The organism is Bacillus sp. D48C (assembly GCF_053345735.1).
Genome location: NZ_JBKFAQ010000004.1, coordinates 249414 through 266407, shown reverse-complemented (window position 1 = coordinate 266407; position 16994 = coordinate 249414). Strand labels below are relative to the sequence as shown.

Here is a 16994-nt window from a genome sequence, read left to right as displayed (position 1 = left end):
TTGGAAATATTAGTTTTGGGGAAATATAGTAAGGTATCTAAAAAAGAACAAGGTATAAAAAGATGTACTTATATAAACCAAAAATTTAGTTGAGCTGGATAATAAAAAAAGGTAGGAGATTTAAATGGAGACGAAACAAGATAACCTTATTTACGTATGGGATGCATATTGTGGATGGTGCTATGGTTTTTCAGAAAGTATTAAAGGATTTTACAAAAACCACACTGAAGTGCCATTAACAGTTTTATGTGGAGGGTTATTTTTAGATAATTTACCAATGAAAAACTTCTCATATATAGAAGAGGGAAATAAAAGAATTAATCAACTTACAGGTGCTGAATTTGGTCCTTCCTATCAAAAATTGGTGGAGGAAGGGACTTTTAAAATGAATTCGAAAGATGCTGCAATTGGTTTTTCAGCTTTACGCTCATTAGCGCCAGACCGTTTATTAGAATTCACTTCGGCTATGCAAAAAGCGTTTTATTATGAGGGCCAAAGTCTGAGTGATCCTGAAACATATCGCAAAATTGCAATCGAGCATGGTTTGGACCCTGAACAAGTATTAAAACGTTTAAACGCTCAAGAAACAATATTAGATGTCCAAAATGATTTCAATAAAGTTCGACAGCTTGGTGTTAATAGCTATCCTTCATTACTTTTACAAAAGGATAATCAAATTATTCCTATTGGTGGTGGCGTAATGACGCCAGGTAAAATTGAAGCGCGTTTTAAAAATTTATATTAAGAAAATTTAGGATATAGTAGCAAACATGTTATCTTAGGCCACCTGACATTCATCTCCGGAATATTCGCCAGTACTATTACACTTTCAGATAAATGGGAGTGGGAGATTTTATCCCGCTTTAACGGGCGGTAAGACCCCCACCTCAAAATTCAGTGGAAGCAAAGAAGTTAGGTGGGGGATCAACTGTCCGTAAAAGTCCGATTGGTTCAACTAATAATCAGTGGGGGATGAACAAAACCCCCACTGATTAAAGTTTCACTTTATCGGAACAAGATAAAAATATGATGATTAGTTAATAACTTTAACAAAAGGAGAATAACATACTATGTTTAAAACAATCGATACAAATCAAAAAGATGTGAAATTAACGGTGTTTAGTTCGGACGAAAAAAGCTTTATGGTCACAGCAACATTAGTTGAGAAAGCAGGACATGCATTTTTAATAAACTCAAAATTTACTCAATCTGATTCGAAAGAAATTGTTGAGTATCTGAAAAAAAACGACTTATCTTTAGATAAAATCTTTATTATTCATGGGGATCCAGACTACTACTTTGGATTAGAGAGCATTAAAGCCGTTTACCCAGAAGCTATAGCGTATGCAACAGAGTCTACTGTTGAACATATCGTTCATTCTGTCTTAGGGAAATTAAAAGTTTGGAAAGACGCCCTTGGAGAAAATGCACCGAATAACGTGGTATTACCTCAAGTGTTTAAAGAAAAAACAATTGATTTTCAGGGGTTAACATTTGAACTAGTAGGCTTAGATCATTACAGAACTAGCTTATTTAATAAAGAGCTGAAAGTATTAATTGGTGGTATTGATGTATTTAACGAAATCCATGTATTCTTAGCTGATACTAGCTCAAAAGCGGCAATGGAGGCTTGGATTGAAAACTTGAAAGTGTTACAAGCATTACATGCTGACATCATTGTACCTAGCCATGGATCAATTGAAAAATCCTTAAATAGTCAAGCACTTACTGCGACAATGGATTATCTAAGAACTGCGATTCAAGCTTCTGAGGAAAGTAAAACTTCAAAAGATTTTGTAGCAAGACTTGATGCAGCATATCCAGGCTATGCAAATAAAGGTGTATTAGAATTAAGTGCAAAAGTTGTAACAAAAGAAATGCCTTGGGGTTAATGATATGAATAAATATCAAAAGCTATTACATGAAACGTATGTGTTAACTGGCGAAGGGAAATTGGATACGTTCAAAACGTATTTAAGTGAAAATGTATCTTGGACAGAAGCTGCTGGGTTTCCATATGCGGGTACTTATATTGGTCCAGATGAAGTAGTGAAGAACGTACATGAACGTCTTGGTACGGAATGGGATAACTATAGTGCAAAAGATGAAATTTATGCTTTTAATAACAATACTGTTATTGTGTATGGAAAATATAGTGGAACATATAAAGCTACAGGGAAGTCATTTGTAGCAGATTTTTGTCATCTTTATAAGTTTGATGAGAACGATAAGGTTAAGAAGTTTATTCAAATTGTGGACAGTGCAACTGTTAATGAGGTATTAAGTTAGAGTTAATCGTTTCTAATATGCCTTGTATAGGGGGAGGATAAATGAAATTCCTAACATTACCCCTGACATTACATTTTTGGGAAGGTTTCTCCTTCTTCAAACTTTTTATAGAAGAAAACTTATTTAAGTAGAAGAGGTAGGTATATATGAAATTAGAGAAAAGTTTAATCATAACAATTATTTCTGTATTTATTTTAGGAGTAGTTTCGACTTTGGTATATCAAGCTTCCACCGGTAATAACAAAGGGAACTCAATTAAGAGCGAAAATGTTGCTTCTGTATCAAAAGAAGTAAAAGAAAATGAAAAGAATAAAAAGATGGTAGTTGATTTCTATAATGAAGTTTTTAACAAACATAATATCGATATTATCCCTAAATATGTAGGTGAAGAGTATAAGCAACATAATCCTTTTGTTGCTGATGGAAGAAAAGCCTTCATGGATTTCTTTAAGGAGGATTTTGTTAAAAATCCTAATTCCTCTGCAGAGATTAAACGTGTAGTAGCTGAAGGGGATACGGTTGCTCTTCATGTACATTCTCGTACTAATTCTCAAGATAAGGGAGTTGCTATAGTGGATATATTTCGTATCAAGGATGGAAAGATTGTCGAACACTGGGATGTAATTCAAGAGATTCCAAGTGAAGCAGCTAATGATAATACGATGTTTTAGATAGAAGATATATTTAATAATTGTTTAATTGATAGTGCTGTATAGAATTTAGAAATTTAGATAATTAGTTATCAAATTTGGAAATCATTTAAAAATAGCATATTAAATGATGGCACAAATTAATACGAAATAGCTCTTTAATAAAAAATCCTACTCAGTAAAAAATGAGTAGGATTTTTTATTAAAGAATAGTGCTAATTTTGTGGTTCGGCACCATCTAAATTTGGAAACCATGAAAGTATAGGTACTCTATATCCACGTAAAGTAAAATTGTAATTTTTTCCTTCTTTTATGTTTGCTTGCAGATCCACTGAATTAAACTTCATCATAAGAAGGCTATCCTCATTAGAAATAACTTTTTCGGTTCCATTTTTTTGCTCAACCTAGTACAATCTCACCAATTTAAAAAGACCACCATTACTGGCAGTCTTTCTGTGGTATCGAGTGTAGAGATGGTTAGTTACTTATCTGTTTAGGCATAATCTAGGATCTTTAGAATTCTTAATTTGAACAATCTATTTTTATATTATTTAAATAGTAATCTTTTATAGACCCACTCATTTTAGTTAACCTTTGTTCAAATATAAATGAAGTCGCAATTGTAACTAGATGCACAATTAATCAAAATAGAAAAAAGTACCTATAAGAGTAGGTACTTTTTTCTTTGTTATATATAAATTATACATTAATTTATATTTGGAACACTTTAAAAAGAAAAGATGATGATGGATTTATTAATAGATGCGTATAACTATATGTATATATTTAATGCATATATTATTTTTAGATAAATATATATATCTTTCAGTAAGAATGCAATATTCTTCGCTATTTACTTATATTTATAATTTAACTAATTCATTATAATATCAATGTTGATTTAAAGTTTTTTGTACAAAATGAACAGATGGGATTTTTTTAGGGATGCAAATACAATGAATCATTCTGTTTTCTTAATTGACTAAATTTTTAAAATTTAAATCTTCAAATGTTAATACTTGTTATATAATTGACTTATTAAGGCATTGCCCCTAAAAGTTAATATGCCTAATGAGATTGTTTACGTTTTCCTTATGGGGTAGCACCAACATTTCATAGATTCTGTACGCTAAGGCTATAATCTTTATAATTCCTGAGCGTACGAAATTCGCGCTTTGTTGTTGGGACCGCTATGAGTACTGTTAAATATAATATTCAAGGAGTGATATAATGAATACTAATCTTAAATTATCAAACAGACCAGAACACACTGTTCAAAAATTATTTGAACAGCAAGTAATTCAGAATCCAGATTCTGTTGCGTTGGTATATAAAGATCAACAGTTAACTTATAAGGAATTAAATGAAAAAGTAAATCAATTAGCTTTTTATCTACAAAAACGAAACATAGGCCCTGAAAGTATGGTAGGGGTTTATATAGAACGTTCTTTAGAGATGATTGTAAGTATATTAGGAATAATAAAAGCTGGTGGCGCATATGTCCCACTAGATCCCGCATATCCAACAAAGAGGCTTAAATATATCTTGAAAGATGCCAACATACAAGTATTGCTAACCCAAAACCATCCAACACAGTGGATACCTAAAGAAATAGACTGTATTAATATAAAAGAACATGAAATGAATATTTCGAGAGAAAAAAATATAAATCCTACAATTGAAGTTAAACCAGATAATTTGGCATATGTAATCTATACATCTGGATCTACAGGAAAACCCAAAGGGGTATTAATTGAACAAAAAAGCTTATGTAACTTTATTATTTCTAGTATTAATTTAACAAAAATGAATTCAGACAGTAGAAATATTCAATTTGCCTCATTATCATTTGATGCTTCAGTATTTGAGATATTTACTAGCCTAGTTTCAGGTGGAACTTTATATGTATGTAGTCAACACGATATTATGCCAGTTGAACCACTTACTCAGTTCTTGCAAAAAAATAAAATTACACATGCACTTTTACCCCCTACGGTACTTAATTTGTTAGATGAATCTGTATTTAAAGATTTACAGGTTGTTATTTCTGCGGGATCAGCCTGTATTGAACAAGTGGCAAAACGATGGATGCAAAATCACCTTTTTATTAATGCGTATGGTCCAACAGAAACTACAGTTTATACCGTTGCGGGAATATACAAAGGAGATGGAGCACCTCCTATTGGGCGGTCCATTCCCAATGTAGAGGTATATGTATTAAATGAAGCTAAAAAACTTGTCCCTATTGGGACAGTAGGTGAACTTTATATAGGAGGTATCGCATTAGCACGAGGATATTTGAATCAACCTGAATTAACAAAGGCCTCATTTATCCCACACCCATTCAAGAATAGCTCTAATGATAGATTATATCGGACTGGTGATTTAGTTAAATATTTACCTGATGGAAATATAGAATATATAGGAAGAGCTGATAAACAAGTTAAGATTAGAGGATTTCGAATTGAGTTAGGTGAAATTGAAACAATATTAGGAAATCATCCAGACATTAAAGAAGTTACTGTGGTAGCGCAAGAAGATTCATTTGGAGATAACATCTTAGTAGCCTATATTGTGGGCGAAGGAGATACACAAGAGTGGAGAAAACATGTAGGGGTACATCTTCCAAATTATATGGTCCCGGCTCATTTTATCAAGATAGAATCATTGCCATTAACTGTTAATGGGAAGGTAGATAAAGATGCTTTACCTGCATGGGCCTCTATTATACAAACGAACGAGGGATATATAGCACCTCGGAATAGAGTAGAGCAAAAAATGGTAGAAATTTGGTCAGAGGTATTAGGGATTGACTCCTCTGTCATTGGGATAAATGATAATTTTTTTGATCTAGGTGGGCACTCTTTAAAAATTATGAGTACTTTAGTAAAAACATTTTCTGAAGGTTGGAATGTAACTATTAAAGATTACTTTGAATTAAAAACAATTAATAATATAGCTAAAAAAATTCAATATGGATATAAAGTAAATTCACATTCAGATACATTAGATATTAAATTGACAACTCCTCCAAAGAAGCTAAAGAAAACAAAAAGACACGAATTTAGTAATAATAGCAAAATACTTTTAACAGGTGCTACAGGATTCTTAGGTATTCACCTACTAGAACAACTATTGGATACTACAGAATGTAAGATATATTGTTTAGTTCGTGGGGAAAATAAACAAGAGGCAAATAATCGTTTATTACACATGTTAAAATTTTATTTTAAAAATAAATTTGTAAGCTATCAATCTTTAGTAAATCAACGTATCTTTATTGTACAAGGTGATTTAGCTAAACAAAATATGGGATTAGAAAACGAATTATATAAGGAGCTTCATCAACAAATATCAACTGTTATTCATGCTGCAGCTTTAACAAAACATTTTGGCGAGTATAGTGAATTTGAAAGAGCAAATGTCCAGGCGGTAAAAGAACTTCTTGCATTTGTTGGTGATACTAAGGATTTACATCATATATCTACAACTGGTGTAGCCGGACAATTTGTATTAAATGAAACGGAAACAATATTTAAAGAAAGCGATTTTTATGTAAAACAAAATTACAAAGATAATGTGTATGTGAAAAGTAAATTTTTGGCGGAATATGAAATATTCAAGGCAATATTAACGGGAACAGATGCTACTATTTATAGAGTAGGAAATCTTACAAATAGATATATTGATGGACAACATCAATATAACTTCACCGAAAATGCATTTATGAGCAAATTAAAATTTATATTACAATATGGTATCGTGACAGATGTATTATTATCAAGTGAAGTTGAGTTTACACCTGTAGATTATTGCAGCAAAATTATCACAGGGTTTGTAACTTCAAATGAAATACATGAAAATAGCAAAAATTGCGTAAATCATATATACAATCATCTTACGTTAAATTTAAATGTACTTGTAAAATTACTAAATTCAATGGGATATCCAATTAAAGTAATTTCTGAAACAGAGTATCAACAATTTATTTTAGAACTTTCTAAAGATAAAAAGAAACAGGAAGATATTCAAAACCTCATGACATTTGAAGAACCAAAAGATAATTGTTATAAACCAATAAATCTTGATTCGACTGAAACTCAAAAAACACTAAAATTATTAGGTATTCAATGGCCTATTATTAATATTGAATATATACAACAAATTATTAATTATATGACGAGTGTTACTGGTAGTAATTCTGTTGCAAAGCTTTTTAAACAAAGTTACACTTTAAAAAACTGAACAGACTCATGAGAAATTTTAAAGGAACACAGTTAAAAAAATACGCAAAATTTTTTAGACAAAATCACTGAAATAGGACAAGCTTTTAGGCGGAATTATATGCATAATTATTGTGATTCTATCCTTTATAAGGAAATAATTTTTAGTCAGCAAACACATGTAACCTTTTGAATATTGGGTAAAAGACACCCTAGTAGAGTTTTTCATATCGTATGAGACATTGCTGTCGAAAAATTGCAAACAGATGGGAAAATACAACAAGCTATTATCCAACAAAGAAGGAAATACCCCCATAGAATACGTTAGAGCGTTAGATACATTAGAAGAATTTAATGAATTGAATTTAGACTATGTAGAGACGAGTATGAAGGAATAATAACAATATAACAAGTACTTTTTCAGCTTTCTACGTTATATAAGGTAAGGGGAAAACTGTCATCGAGATTACAATTTTAAGTGGATTATCTTTTTCTTTATGGGGAATAACATCGTTAAACACGTTATATGAACAAGCTACAGTAACAAAAGGAGATGTGTAGCCATTGGAACAGGGAGTAGCGGATATTTAAGTTGATAATTGGGAACAGGAAATGAATAAATGATAGGTGAAGTATTCTTGGGAACCCATGGTTCTTACAACAGATAAAAGATCCCTTCGTTTGTTACGAAAAGAATCTTTTATCTGTTGTGTTTTTTTGTTCTTTTGTTCCCGTATTCCTTTTCATTTTAGGTTTCAAAAATATATAAAATCAATTTTAAGACAAATTACTTACATTAATATGCTAATATCAATAGTAGATATTTTATCTTAAATTAATGAAAAAGAAAGGTGATACTAATGAATTCGACACCAATTGATTCTGAAATCTTTAAGGACCAGTTTGGTACAAAACAAATGAGAACAAATTTTTCAGACGAGAATTTAATACAATTGTGGCTTAATTCAGAAGTTGCCTTAGCAAAAGCTGAAGCTAAATTAGGTATTATACCTCAAAATGCAGCGACTAATATTGCAAATGCAGCTGACCAAAATAAACTTGATTTTAATAAGATTAGAGAAGGAATGAAAAAAACTGGACACCCCTTTGTAGCATTCCTACATGAGTTCGAGAGTTTATGTGATGAAGAATCACGTAAGTACATTCATTGGGGAGCAACAACACAAGATATAATTGACACGGGACTTACCCTGCAAATTAAAGGTGCTCATGAACTTATTTATAATCAAACTCAAGAAATATTAAAGATATGTTTGAGATTAAGCCAGCAATATAAGTCAACAGTAATGCCAGGCAGAACGTTAGGTCAGCATGCCTTACCGATTACTTTTGGATATAAGATATCTATATGGTCAGATGAACTTGGTCGTCACTTAGAAAGGTTACAACAAGGTGCAGACCGATATTTAGTGGGGCAACTGGGAGGTGCAGTTGGTACTTTAGCTTCATTAGGAGCGCAAGGGTTAGCTGTTAGAAAAGAGTATGTAAAAAATTTAAACCTAATTGAACCCTTAGTATCTTGGCACACGTCTAGAGACCGATTTGCAGAATTTAGCATGATTTTAAATATGATTGGAGCAACTACAGCTAAAGTTGCAGAAGAAATAATAAGCCTTCAAGGAACAGAGATTAGAGAAGTAGAAGAGGGGTACCATTCTGGTAAAGTAGGAAGTAGCACTATGCCGCATAAAAGAAATCCTATGACTTGCTCTTATATTGTGGGATTAACTAAAATAGTCAATAGAAAATCAACTTTAGCTATTGACAGTATGATTCAGAAACACGAAAGAGATGTTACATTTTGGCAATCTGAATGGTCTTATATTTCGGAAATTTGCATAACTTTAAGCGGCGCATTAGAACAACTTAAAAATGTCTTAACAAACTTAATAGTAAATGAAGAACAAATGAAAAAGAATCTTTTTCTTACCAAAGGTTTAATAGTATCTGAGAACGTAATGTTAGAATTGGGGAAGATAATTGGTAGAACTACTGCCCATGATTTATTGTACGAATTAACAATGAGAGCTTTTGAAGAAGACAAAGATTTAAAAGATATTTTATTAGAAGACAATGAAATTAAGAAGTATTTTAGCGATGAAGAGATAAATTCCCTTACTAATCCAGAATCATACACAGGGTTGAGTGAAAAGTTTGTTGATGATGTTTATAACAAGTGGTTGAGTTATACATAAAACCAATTTAAGACCATTAGCTGAGGAATAATTCCTCAGCTAATGGTCTGCTTATACACATTATTAATTGTAATATTGCAGCCTAGAACATCTCTTGCAATTGAATCGGATTCAAGGAGTGTTACAGAATTAACCCCTGGTCGCGCTCCCGCAGCAGTTACCCAATGAACGCCTTCTGTTGGAATTCCAAAGGAGTATAAATTAGGATTAACTTTACCGTTTTTATCTATTAATCTATTTGGGGGGGGAGTCACTGCTAAACCTCCACTTTCAAAAATATAATTATTGTTCGTTGCAATCTTAAATTCTGAGGCTAGACCTGCTTTTAACATATTTGAGATTAAAATATTTTTACTTTGATTTATATTAACTGAGGGTAGTCTAGCATCAATTAGGTTCTTTGCATGAAATATCGAATCCTTAACACGGTTAGAGCTAATTTTAAAATCTTTATTTATAGGTGAAGTAGCTACAGTTGCTTCAGGTCCAACTAAAACTAAAATTCCGGCTCTTATTAATGCCCTCAATTCTTTGATTCTTTGAACAGGAGGGCCAATTGAAAGAAATGCGTTTAAAGGTGTATACCAATTGCGTAACTCTTCTTTATAAGATTCAGCATTTATTCCTCCATGATCAACAAGTATTCTTATTTCGTTTCGGATATCCCTTAAAACATCTAATGCGGCTTTTAGTGGACTGTTTTTATTACCCAGGTTTGCTTCGTTAATATCATTATGTAAGTAAGTATCTAACCAATTATGAAAGTCTGTTATTGAATTAAATTTTTTATCACCATAAGGACAACTAATTTTGTGCCAATCAAAAAATAGTTCTGATTTTACTCCAAAGTTGATTAAAAGATCCTTATGGTATTCTATGGCACAATTAACAAACTCGTAAAGGAACTGACAAGATTTTTCTATTCCATAGAGATTGCGAATTAAAGTTGTATAATAGATACTTTCAACTTCCAATTTTACGAAAGGCCATATCTCTTTTTTAAAGCTTAGGTTATTTTTATGTTTTAACTGCTCGATAACTTCATTTTTTAGAAATAGTGGGATATGTCTTTCTGAAGAACCTTTTTGATTTTGTCCCCTAGAGTGATAAGGTAAGCCTCGCCTAGAACCTGCAATTAATAAAGGTTCTTTACCAGAGGGAATGTAATTTAATTTGTCATTAATTTCTTCAAACTTTCCATCTCTCCCACTTGTTAAAAGTGACATGTAATCAAAAAAATTAAGGCCTAATCCCCTTATTATTACGGGAGTTTTAGGTTCTATTGAATCTAAATTAACATCTGCTGGATTGGATGGTGGGAAGTAATTTAGGTTGTTACTATTAGCAAACTCAAAGAAATGTTCTTCAGCTGAAGTTAATTTCTGATCTGAGTGCCCAGTTGTAAAGATAACCTTTTCAGCTTTAATTGGTGTTAAAGACTTATTAAGAAATAAAGTATAATCTTCATTGTTCGGATAGAGATTAATTAATGTGTCTTGAATTAAGTTAATCTTAATATTTGAGGGTAATTCTTCAAGAATAGTATTAAATGAATCTTTAAGATAATAGCCGTATAGAGCTCTTGTAGGGTAAGAGTTAGGTTCTAAGGAATAAATTTCTTCTGTAATAACGGTGGGCATATCCAAAGTGTCAATTTTATCCCTTAATTCATTTGCCCATTCTAATAGACTAGGCCCATTAACGATAGGACCCCGACACTGGACGCTATCATCAGTAAATAAAGTTATTTGCGAAGCCACTGTATTCATTAAAAGTTGAGGTGACTGGTCTGTTCTCCATACAGCTCCACCTGGAGGATGTGGATCAACCAAGGAAATTTCATAAGATTCTGATTTTAATTCAGATAAAATATTAGAGACTATTCTTTCAAATACTGATATACCTCTTGGTCCTAAACCTACTATCGCAATTTTCATATACTCACACCTATCCTTTCTGCAAGATCTAATTTAATCCGTTATGTAAAACAACATAACTAGTAGGTGCAAAAAAAGTCAAGTGTAAAACTAAAAAAATAATTTACTAAAGGGTGTTTAAATTGGAATTTAAAGAGAAAATTAAGTTATTTCGAACGTTACATGATCAAAACAATCCATTAATGCTTCCAAATGCATGGGATGCATCAAGTGCTAAGATTTTTGAGAGAAACGATTTTCAAGCGATTGGGACTACTAGTGCTGGTATCGCAGCAACCTTAGGTTATCCAGATGGCGAGAAGATTCCTTTAGAGTTAATGTTAAATTCCATTAGTAATATCTCGAAAAATACCAAACTTCCTGTTTCAGCTGATATTGAAGGAGGATATGCCGCTAATATTTTTGATTTACGAAAAATATTAAATGAGTTAGAAAAATTTGAAGTGGTAGGTATAAATATAGAGGATGGGAGAGGTACGTATTTAAGAGAAATTAATGAGCAAAAGGTCATTTTAGACTTTATTAAAGCTTATTCGCCTCATCTTTTCATAAATGCAAGAATTGATAGTTTTTGGCTAGATATTGGCGATTTAAAAGATCGTATTAAGGATGTAATCGTTCGTGCAGAAGAATATAAAAAATCCGGAGCAGATTGTATTTTTATTCCTGGAGTTAAGGATATTGAGACAATAAAAGTACTTAGAGAAAATATAGAGTTACCTATAAATTTGCTTCAAAGTGAAAACTTAAATTCCATGCAAAACATAAAGACACTAAAAATTGAGAGAGTGAGTCTTGGATCTTCAGCTTTTAGGAATATTCTAACAAACCTTGATAAGATAAGCAGCACCTTTAAACAGGGGAAATTATTACATTCAAATGGAAACTTAACCTATCAAGACTTAAACTTGCTTATGGATTGATTTTTTACAGGTGAATAAACTACTAAAAATAGTTATTTCTATAATTTTCAAAAAAAAGTTTCTCAACCTGAAACTATCAGACTATTATGTAATTTCTCTTTTTTGTGTGTTATGCTAGATTTATCAAATGTAGGAGGTGATTACATATGATCGTTAAAGTAAAAAAAGCTTCTAAAAAAGTAGTTGCTGCTAATGCACTTACTAATGTACCAGGTTAAGTCATTAAGAAGAACCGGATTTCCGGTTCTTCTTAATTTTTTAATTAATCAATTAATTAAGGAGATGTTATAAAATGAAACCAAAATTTAAAGAAACTATCCCTTATTTTTTCCTAAATAAAGAAATTCAAATTGGTGAAGAAGAAGGTTTAGCAGGTATAATTCCAGACCCTACTGGTAGCATCTCATTTCTAATAAATAAATTAGATGGCCAGAGAAACATTCCAAACATCGTTCAAGAAGTACAAAAAGAATTTCCTGATATTAGTTCAAATGAAATTATTGAGGCTATAAAAGTTTTAGGAAATGAAGGTTATTTAGAAGATAATTCAATTGTACCAGAACTCAATGATTACACCTTAGAAAGATATAAAGCGAATATAAATTATTTTTCACTATTCACGAAATTCGGAGAAGATAAATATAAAATTCAAGAAAAGATTTTAGAAACGCCTATTGCACTTCTTGGTGTAGGAGGACTTGGAACACAAGTACTGTATCATTTGGCAGCATTAGGATTTCATAATATAAAAGCTCTGGACTTTGATAATATTGAATTAAGTAATTTTAATAGACAGTTGCTTTATTCGGAATCAGATATAGGGAATAGTAAGGTTGAAATGGCTAAAAAGCGAATATCCCAATTCAACCCTAATGTGGATCTTCAAATTATAAATAAGAAAATAGAGTCACCTCAAGATGTGATTGAACATATTGAAGGAACTGAGCTTGTGATATGTGTTGCAGATAAGCCAACATTACATATTGCAAACTGGGTAAACGAAGGTGTGGTTAAATGTAATCTGCCAATGGTTTATGGTGGAGTATTAAATACTCGTGGTAGATTCTTTTCTATGATTCCTTCTAAGACAGGTTGTGTACAATGTCACATTAATTATGCAAGACAATTAAACGATAAACAAGACGAGCAATTAGAAGCTATGAATAACATGGAGTTTACTAGAAACAATGCTGCTATAAGTCCAAACGTAGCTATTGTAGCTGGAACAATTGTTAATGAAGCATTAAAAATTTTAACGCAGATTGCACAACCTATTTCTTTAGGGAAAGTTATGGAAGTGGACTTTTTAACCCTAGAAACTAATACTGTTTCTTCGTGGGAAAAAATGTTAGATTGTCCTCTCTGTGGTCAAGTAGTTAAAAGTGAAGTGAAGTTAAAAGTGAAGTGAAGTGATTTGATATGCTACCTAAAGTTTTTTTAAATAAGAATTATGTAATACTTTTTTCTGGGATGACAATAAGTAAATTAGGAATGTGGTTCTTCACTATAGCAATTCCATTAATTGTTTATGATTTAACCCATTCTCCAAGTAAAATGGCCTTCGTACTAGCATTAGAGCTTGGAGCCCAAGTTATTTTTAGTTTAATAGGTGGGGCATTAGCAGACCAAATGTCTAAAAAGAAGATAATGATAATAGGAGACTATGCTTCAGCGCTTTTTGTACTCGTAGTTCCTATACTTTTTTTAAGTGGTTATAACAGCATAATAGTTATATATATTGCCGCTTTTACCTTATCTGCTTTAGCAGCTTTTCATCATCCTAGTTTTGAATCTGCAGTTCCTGAAATCTTATCTAAAGAGGATCTTATTCAAGGTAACTCATTCTTTAGACTAAGCGAAACGATTATCACATTCTTGGGACCTGCCGTAGCGGGGATTGCAATAGCGCTTTTTGGGAATTCGAATGTTTTATTAATAACAAGTGTGGCCTTCTTTTTATCAGGAACAATATTTTTATTTTTAAAATTTAGAGATTTTGCTGAAGAAGAGAAGAAACGCCCTGAATTAGTAAAACCTATTGTTGAAGGACTAAGATATGTCTTTGGAACGAAAATTATCTTAGTTGGTTCTCTAGTTATTTTTGGTATTAATATAGGATTTGGAGCTGTAGAATCTCTTTTTATGTATTACTTGAAAGATTATCTAGGCTTGAGTCCTATAAATATTGGATTAATTTTTTCATTACAGGCAATTGGACCAATTTTGGCTGTTTATTTTGCAAGTAAATTTAAACATATTCCAAGAGGAAATGTTATTATTTATTCAGGGATTGTTATAGGACTTGCCCAGATGCTCCTGTACTTCTCTCAATTCAGCTTAGTAATTTTAGTATTCTGTCAAATTTTTATTAAAGGATCAGTTACTTTATTAGCTATTAATTGGTTTACATTGCGACAAGAGACTGTACCTAGCAAGTTGCTCGGAAGAGTTATCAGTTCTACTAGAATGGTAGCATTTTTAGCTTTACCTTTTAGTGCTATGATAGCTGGCTTTTTGGCTGAGTCAATAAATGTTTTGTCAATCTTCTTAGTTGCAGGTGCTTTCGCGATAGTATCATCAATCGTAGGTGTAAGTCTTGGTTTATTTGATAGAAAAAGATTAGATAAGATTCAAAATGATACAGCATTGTAATTAGTTAAGTGTAAAGGGAGTTATTTTATGAACAAAATTGAACTAATAATTATGAATTCTAATGAAGTACGCCGGAGAAGTTTAAATTTATGGAGTTCTATTCCCAGTGAGGTTTTATTTCATAGGGCTGATTCATCTTCAATGACTATATTAGAACAAGTACGGCATGTTTTAGAAGCTGAATATTTATATCTTGAAATTTTAAAGACTAGAAAAAGTTTGCCCTATAGCGATGATGAACCAAATCCTTTCAATACACGCGATTTTACAACCATTCAAGATGAGGTTGATTTTGCAAAACCTTATCGAAAAAATTTCTTAGATTTTATAATGGGATTAAATGAGGAAGATCTTGAAAATATAAAAATAGATCGCTCAGATGTAGGATATACTAGAAACCTTGGAGATATGTTAATGAGAATGGCGTATCATGAAGCCGTACATACAGGGCAATTATTAAGAGATATGAGGGCTTTAGGTTTAAAAAGACCTCATCTATGGGATTAAATTAAAAATGGTTATCCGTTAGCATTCTAAATAAATGTTTCTATTTCTGACGAGTTATACATGTTAAAATATATAACATGAGTATGTAGGGGGAAGAGTTATGAGCACTGAAGAGTTTTTAACAGATATTCATGAGCACACTCCGAGTTATAGACAGATAAAAATGGAAGCGTTGAGAAGATTTCCTAATGAACGTTTGCAAGTTATTGAATATATATAAGAAAATGCAAGTTTATACGATTATTTAATATGTTTGTTAGATATAACACAGAATGCTCTGGTGAATGAATCTGTACGCAAATCGGAAGGCGAGTTAAAGAAGTATGAGTTTACAGCAAGTGAATTAGAAATGTTGTTTAGTGGATTCTATGTTGCAGTTAGGCAATTGCCTGAGAACATTGGACCTAAAATTTATGAAGCTATTCGATGCAAAAGTGAAGACGTATTATTGAAGTGTTTAGAAGAATCAATAAGAGGGTCTGAAGAAAAGAAAAAAGAAAAAAGCGGATTTTAACATTGAAATTTATCGTACAAAGAATTGACACTTAAATCCCTCACAAACGTTACAGAAAGATATAAGACCTAAGTTGAAAGAAAAGTAAAAGGTCAATGGATATAGTTATATTGTGCAGTTGATTCAGAGGGTAATACAATTGATTTTTATCTAAGTAAATCAAGAGATAAACCAGCAGTCAAGCGCTTTTTCAAGAAAGCCTTGGCTTTTTCGCATGTTTCTAAACCTCGTGTGATAACAGTAGATAAGAACCCTGCCTATCCTGTAGAGATTCAAGTCATTTAAAACAGCAATCTCTATATTGAGTGGTGTCGAATCTATGCATATGATAAAAAACGGGCAACTTGTTTTACCGGACAAGTCTGTCCAAAATCAGAAAGAATTTATTCCTAAATGGTTTGGCTTAGCTTCATAAGATAGAAATGAAGAGAAAATTGCTATTCTATGTTTTCAACTAACATTTTTGCACCAGAACCGAATCTTCAACGAATTTACTATGTAACATGGCTAACACCTGCATCCTATTATTAAACGGTGTTCCAAATGCACTAACAATTAAGCTAATACCAGTTGCTAATGCTCCAACTACTAATTTCTTGAACATAATAAATCCCCCTTAATATTTTTTATAACTTGCACCTTAAATATATCACTTTTCTTATTTTGTAAATGTTTTGAATTTGTAGAAAAGTTTATTTGAATCTTATTAATATTGGTAATTCATTTTATTAAGTGGAAAATAGAGGGATTTTTATAGGTATGTAAAAATACATAATAAATGAACCGAATATTATGATATACTCTCAAAGAGCTGATACAAAACTTCTTTAGATTGGAAAACTAAAGTCTTATCTACCCAATTGTGGGGGCGCCTTATGGCGTCTTTTTTTTATAAGAAACCTCCAAGCATTCATACACTTGAGGGTTTATCAATTGAAAGGTAGGGCTGTTTGGAGTTCCTTAAATTAAGAACAAAGCAGGATTATTCCTAAACCAATTAATAGAGCTGCAGCAAACGCTGGAATTGGCACAGGGATCTCGATACTTTCTACAACTAAGAAGTATTGTCCACTTACTACTTTA

12 protein-coding genes and 2 pseudogenes are annotated in these 16994 nt (G+C 31.8%); 12 read left to right on the top strand and 2 right to left on the bottom strand.

The annotated features are described in order from the left end of the window. The first annotated feature begins 124 nt into the window (after positions 1 to 124). From ACLBXA_RS13260 to purB, 6 genes and pseudogenes are all read left to right on the top strand, one after another. On the top strand, positions 125 to 745 hold the full coding sequence (locus ACLBXA_RS13260) for a DsbA family protein (protein ID WP_199664997.1): 621 nt from the start codon (positions 125 to 127) through the stop codon (positions 743 to 745). 325 nt (positions 746 to 1070) lie between these two features. After that, the gene (locus tag ACLBXA_RS13255) at positions 1071 to 1892 is read left to right on the top strand and encodes a cytoplasmic protein (protein WP_098829679.1); all 822 of its coding nucleotides are present in this window, start codon (positions 1071 to 1073) and stop codon (positions 1890 to 1892) included. A 4-nt stretch (positions 1893 to 1896) separates the two neighbouring features. Beyond that, positions 1897 to 2289, top strand: a complete 393-nt coding sequence (locus ACLBXA_RS13250; RefSeq protein WP_150158748.1) for a nuclear transport factor 2 family protein — start codon at positions 1897 to 1899, stop codon at positions 2287 to 2289. A gap of 146 nt (positions 2290 to 2435) precedes the next feature. Continuing rightward, the gene (locus ACLBXA_RS13245; protein ID WP_000764209.1) at positions 2436 to 2960 is read left to right on the top strand and encodes a nuclear transport factor 2 family protein; all 525 of its coding nucleotides are present in this window, start codon (positions 2436 to 2438) and stop codon (positions 2958 to 2960) included. A 1242-nt stretch (positions 2961 to 4202) separates the two neighbouring features. Then, positions 4203 to 7184: pseudogene (locus ACLBXA_RS13240) on the top strand (non-ribosomal peptide synthetase family protein); the annotation flags it as partial. 838 nt (positions 7185 to 8022) lie between these two features. Beyond that, complete coding sequence (gene purB, locus ACLBXA_RS13235; protein WP_001089379.1) at positions 8023 to 9378, top strand: adenylosuccinate lyase; 1356 nt, start codon at positions 8023 to 8025, stop codon at positions 9376 to 9378. A 35-nt stretch (positions 9379 to 9413) separates the two neighbouring features. Here purB and ACLBXA_RS13230 read toward each other — a convergent pair whose 3' ends face one another. Then, positions 9414 to 11315, bottom strand: coding sequence for an FAD/NAD(P)-binding protein (locus ACLBXA_RS13230; protein WP_000684560.1), 1902 nt, complete (start codon positions 11313 to 11315; stop codon positions 9414 to 9416). A 122-nt stretch (positions 11316 to 11437) separates the two neighbouring features. Between ACLBXA_RS13230 and ACLBXA_RS13225 the strand changes: the two genes are divergently transcribed. The 6 genes and pseudogenes from ACLBXA_RS13225 to ACLBXA_RS13200 all read left to right on the top strand — a co-directional run. Next, a complete protein-coding gene (locus tag ACLBXA_RS13225; protein ID WP_000394562.1) occupies positions 11438 to 12238 on the top strand; it encodes an isocitrate lyase/PEP mutase family protein in 801 nt (266 codons plus the stop codon). 292 nt (positions 12239 to 12530) lie between these two features. Further along, positions 12531 to 13646: a HesA/MoeB/ThiF family protein gene (locus tag ACLBXA_RS13220; protein ID WP_000802789.1), complete on the top strand. Its 1116-nt coding sequence runs from the start codon at positions 12531 to 12533 to the stop codon at positions 13644 to 13646. An 11-nt stretch (positions 13647 to 13657) separates the two neighbouring features. Next, positions 13658 to 14890, top strand: coding sequence for an MFS transporter (locus ACLBXA_RS13215; protein WP_000937089.1), 1233 nt, complete (start codon positions 13658 to 13660; stop codon positions 14888 to 14890). 27 nt (positions 14891 to 14917) lie between these two features. Further along, complete coding sequence (locus tag ACLBXA_RS13210; RefSeq protein ID WP_001033111.1) at positions 14918 to 15397, top strand: DinB family protein; 480 nt, start codon at positions 14918 to 14920, stop codon at positions 15395 to 15397. A 280-nt stretch (positions 15398 to 15677) separates the two neighbouring features. Beyond that, a complete protein-coding gene (locus ACLBXA_RS13205) occupies positions 15678 to 15911 on the top strand; it encodes a hypothetical protein (protein ID WP_001005923.1) in 234 nt (77 codons plus the stop codon). Between the two features lie 81 nt (positions 15912 to 15992). Further along, positions 15993 to 16326 (top strand): annotated as a pseudogene (locus ACLBXA_RS13200) (DDE-type integrase/transposase/recombinase); the annotation flags it as partial. A 39-nt stretch (positions 16327 to 16365) separates the two neighbouring features. Here the strand turns inward: ACLBXA_RS13200 and ACLBXA_RS13195 are convergent. Next, positions 16366 to 16515 carry a hypothetical protein gene (locus tag ACLBXA_RS13195; RefSeq protein ID WP_000473828.1) on the bottom strand — a complete coding sequence of 50 codons (150 nt, stop codon included), beginning with the start codon at positions 16513 to 16515 and terminating at the stop codon, positions 16366 to 16368. Between the last annotated feature and the right edge of the window lie 479 nt (positions 16516 to 16994).

Coding starts and splice junctions, on each gene's coding strand:
- ACLBXA_RS13250 (WP_150158748.1), top strand. CDS start 1,897: ATGAATAAATATCAAAAGCTATTACATGAAACGTATGTGTTAACTGGC.
- purB (WP_001089379.1), top strand. CDS start 8,023: ATGAATTCGACACCAATTGATTCTGAAATCTTTAAGGACCAGTTTGGT.
- ACLBXA_RS13195 (WP_000473828.1), bottom strand. CDS start 16,515: ATGTTCAAGAAATTAGTAGTTGGAGCATTAGCAACTGGTATTAGCTTA.
- ACLBXA_RS13230 (WP_000684560.1), bottom strand. CDS start 11,315: ATGAAAATTGCGATAGTAGGTTTAGGACCAAGAGGTATATCAGTATTT.
- ACLBXA_RS13210 (WP_001033111.1), top strand. CDS start 14,918: ATGAACAAAATTGAACTAATAATTATGAATTCTAATGAAGTACGCCGG.
- ACLBXA_RS13260 (WP_199664997.1), top strand. CDS start 125: ATGGAGACGAAACAAGATAACCTTATTTACGTATGGGATGCATATTGT.
- ACLBXA_RS13255 (WP_098829679.1), top strand. CDS start 1,071: ATGTTTAAAACAATCGATACAAATCAAAAAGATGTGAAATTAACGGTG.
- ACLBXA_RS13215 (WP_000937089.1), top strand. CDS start 13,658: ATGCTACCTAAAGTTTTTTTAAATAAGAATTATGTAATACTTTTTTCT.
- ACLBXA_RS13220 (WP_000802789.1), top strand. CDS start 12,531: ATGAAACCAAAATTTAAAGAAACTATCCCTTATTTTTTCCTAAATAAA.
- ACLBXA_RS13245 (WP_000764209.1), top strand. CDS start 2,436: ATGAAATTAGAGAAAAGTTTAATCATAACAATTATTTCTGTATTTATT.